Consider the following 3,307-nt stretch of genomic DNA (forward strand, 5'->3'; position numbering starts at 1 on the left):
CCATGACTCGATCCTCTCAAATGATCGAGTCCCTACCGAACCCGGAACGGTTCAGCCCTTGATGTGGCTGGCGGGGTTGTAGCCCTGTTCCATGAGGTCGACCGCCCACAGCATGGACTGGACGCCTTCGAGTTTGGCCAGGCCGGGGGTGGGGCCGAGGCGGAATCCGCCGGGCTGGGGCTTGCCGGAGGCGGCGTAGGGCAGGAAGTCGAGCGGCGAGTCGCCGGGTGAGGGGTAGACGACGCAGTCGGAGAGTACGGCGAGCGGGTACAGGCCGGTCATGGTGGCCATGTTGCGCAGTTTGCGGTGCATGTTGATGCGGGCCTTGCTGATGACGGCGGCGCGGATGTCGGGGCGCCAGGTCGGCCGCTGAAGGGCCAGCCACCGCTCGCCCTCCTTGTAGCGCTTGCCCTGCGGGCGCTCGCGCAGCTTGCCGATGCCGCCCTTCACGGTGGCCTTGATCGCGGCCAGGACGGCCGCCATCGCCGGGTCGACGTCCTTGTGCCGCTCCATCGCGGCGAGGAACTCCGCGTCGGTCAGGTCTTTTGTGACGCCGAGGTCGGCGAGGGTGTCGACGTAGGCGGCCTTCAACCGGTCGTGCCAGGGGTCCAGGTAGGCGCCGGTCTCGCGGCGCAGGTACGCCTCCATGGGCTGGACGTTGTAGCCGAGTTCCTGGGCGTAGGCGACGGTGTGGGTCTGGTACCAGGCCGGCCCGGTCGGACGGGTGCCGTCCGGGGTGAACGGCGAGGGCAGACGCGGGTCCACCTCGACGTGGGACAGGTCGACCAGCCAGGAGCCGGGGATCTTCGGGTTGAACTTAGGGCCCACGAAGTGGTCGGGGGCGGACAGGCCGACGACCAGGCGGGCCGCGGCGGCGAGGAACGCGGTGTTGAGGTCCAGGCCGACCGCGAAGGGCAGGGTGTACTCCTCATCGGTGAGCAGGTCCACCGGCCGCACCCACTCGTACGCCTCTTCGTTGAGGAACCCGTCCGTCCAGCCGGAGGTCACGACGACCGGGTGCTCGGGGGCGGCCTCCTGGCGGCGCCGGGTCCATCGGCTCCGTGCCCAGCGAGCCGGGGTTGTGGCCGGGCACCCAGTTCCCGCTCGCCTCGTCGCGCACCGCCCGGGTGGGCGGGCGCAGCGCGGTCATCAGCTCCAGCCCGGAGACGGCGGTGGAGCCGCGCGGAGTGATGACCCGCTGGGCGTACACCCCCAGGACGCGGGCGACGTCGGCCGGCTCCATCTCCGAGACGCCGGGCCAGGACCGCTCATCGAGGGCGTCCCAGGACAGGACCGCGAGCTGCACGCACTGCCTCTCGCGGCCCTGCGCCTTGCGGTAGATCCTCGTCCAGGGTCCGAACCCGCGCTGGGTGAGCCGCCACTTCGCCTTGACCACCTGCTTGACCACCGGGTGGTCTTCCGGCAGGCGCAGGGAGCGGCGCTGCTCGTGGCCCTCCAGGCGCTCGGGCAGCCCGAGCTTCACGGCAGCCGAGGCAGTGAGCACGATCAGCGGATCACTGTCCTTGCCGTAGCGGTTCAGCTTCGGAGCACCGAGGCCGGACTCGCGCAGCGTCCACTCCACCAGCTCCACCACCGTGGTCGCCGGGCAGTCCAGCACGATCCCGTTCACGCCGTACGCGCAGCCGTCACCGTCCAGGACCGCGAGGGGCCCGTGCGGGAAGCGCGGGTCGGCTGCGGGCTGCGCGGCCTTCTTCATGGCCGGACGCCGCGATGTCGCAGCGGGCCGGATGGCGGGGCGCGCCGGCGCCGCAGCCGCAACGGCGGGAGTCTGCGGGACATCTGCCGTCTCCACCCTGGACGCGGCCGGTTCGGTAGAGGCCGCGGGCGCCGATGCGGTAATCGAGGCTGTCGGAGCTGCGCCGCTGGCGGGGTACTTCGCCGCCCATCCGTTCAGCAGCCGCTGGTAGGCGTCCAGGCGCGGCGACTTCGGCTTGCTACGGCCGTTCTCCCAGTTCTTCACCGACTGGGTCGTGGTCTTCAACGCGGTGGCGAGGCGGGCCTGGGTGATACCAGCGGCCTCACGCAGCCGGGCACGCTCCGCGGGAGGCGGGAGGCGCGGCTCCTCGTTCAACAGAGCGTCGACGGACGCGAACAGCTCTTCCTCAGAGGCCATGACCCTGCACCCTCACTCGAGGCAAGCATTGCTTAACCACAAACTTATCCCGTTCCTTAGCCCAGGGCCCATTCCAGCCCTAGCGCGGCGAGTGCAGAGAAGCTTGTCGTGCGACCGAGATTTTTACTTGGCGGATGAGTGCAGTACGTGGCGGATCTTGCTTCCGTAACGCTGTGTTGTTGAAACTTAGTGTTTTCCTTGGCCCTTGAACGTTGCAGCTAGCCCGTGCCTACCCAACTCGGCCCACACCGCCCCGGCTCTTGAGGTTCCTGAGCTGGGCGTTAGCCTCCGCGACGGGCGGATCCACGCCTACGTCGTGGGCACCGGCGTCTACGGGACGCTGGAGCCAGCAGCGATTTTCCAGCCGAGGGATGGCGAGGAGGTCGTAGCGTCGGTGTCCGGCAGGATTTGGAGCGGGTCGTGTACTCCACGCTGAACGGCGTCGTCTGCCTCACGCGCGCCGGCGACCTCATGTGGGCCTCGGACTTCGAACCGCACTCCGACGTACGCCATGGCCACCGGCCCGGCTGTGCGCTGTCTCTGGACGGCCGGACGGTGTGGGTCTATCGGCCGGACGCGATGGCGGGACGCGGGGGCGGGGACCAGTGGGTCGTGCACGACGCCGACAGCGGTGTGGATGTCGCCCGCCGGGAACTGGAGACGGTCGGGCACGGCGCCTTCCACCACCTGCATCCAGTGGACGGCAGCATCTACATCGACATCGGTGAGGGCCAGGACGGCTCCGTCATTCTCCGGGGCACGAGCGGGGCGGACAGCGAGCCGGAGTTCGTGACCTACCCGTGGCAGGACCGCTGCCTGATCGACCTGGCTCCGTCCGGGCACCAGTTCATGACCGTGGACCACGGGCAGGCGGACGTCGCCTTCCACGACCACCCCAACGGGGACGTGCTCTTCACCCTCCCCGTCGAAGCCTTCGGGTACGACCCGGAGGATTCCTTCGTGGAATGGAGCGGCGGCTACCTGACCGAGGACACGGCCATCGTCACCCTGGGCGGTGAGAGTCAGGACGAGGAGGAGCGGTTCCGTTACCACCTGGTCGACGTACGCACGGGCACCCTCAGCGGCGAGTTCACTGTCGAGGCGAGCAACCCGTACGACCTAGGGTTTGTGTGATGTCGTGATCAGTCGGCTGCTTGCAGGAGATCTCCGAGC

Annotated in this window: 1 protein-coding gene and 1 pseudogene; one reads left to right on the top strand and one right to left on the bottom strand. The window is 69.1% G+C overall.

Translation table 11 applies throughout. The annotated features are described in order from the left end of the window. Positions 1-51: 51 nt before the first annotated feature. A pseudogene (locus AB0B40_RS38060) lies at positions 52-2,134 on the bottom strand (helix-turn-helix domain-containing protein). Between the two features lie 420 nt (positions 2,135-2,554). On the opposite strand from AB0B40_RS38060, the gene AB0B40_RS38065 reads away from it, so the two are divergent. Continuing rightward, positions 2,555-3,268: a hypothetical protein gene (locus AB0B40_RS38065; protein ID WP_345056954.1), complete on the top strand. Its 714-nt coding sequence runs from the start codon at positions 2,555-2,557 to the stop codon at positions 3,266-3,268. Positions 3,269-3,307: the final 39 nt, after the last annotated feature.

Source organism: Streptomyces sp. NPDC042638, assembly GCF_040647235.1.
GTDB classification, from domain to species: domain Bacteria; phylum Actinomycetota; class Actinomycetes; order Streptomycetales; family Streptomycetaceae; genus Streptomyces; species Streptomyces rameus.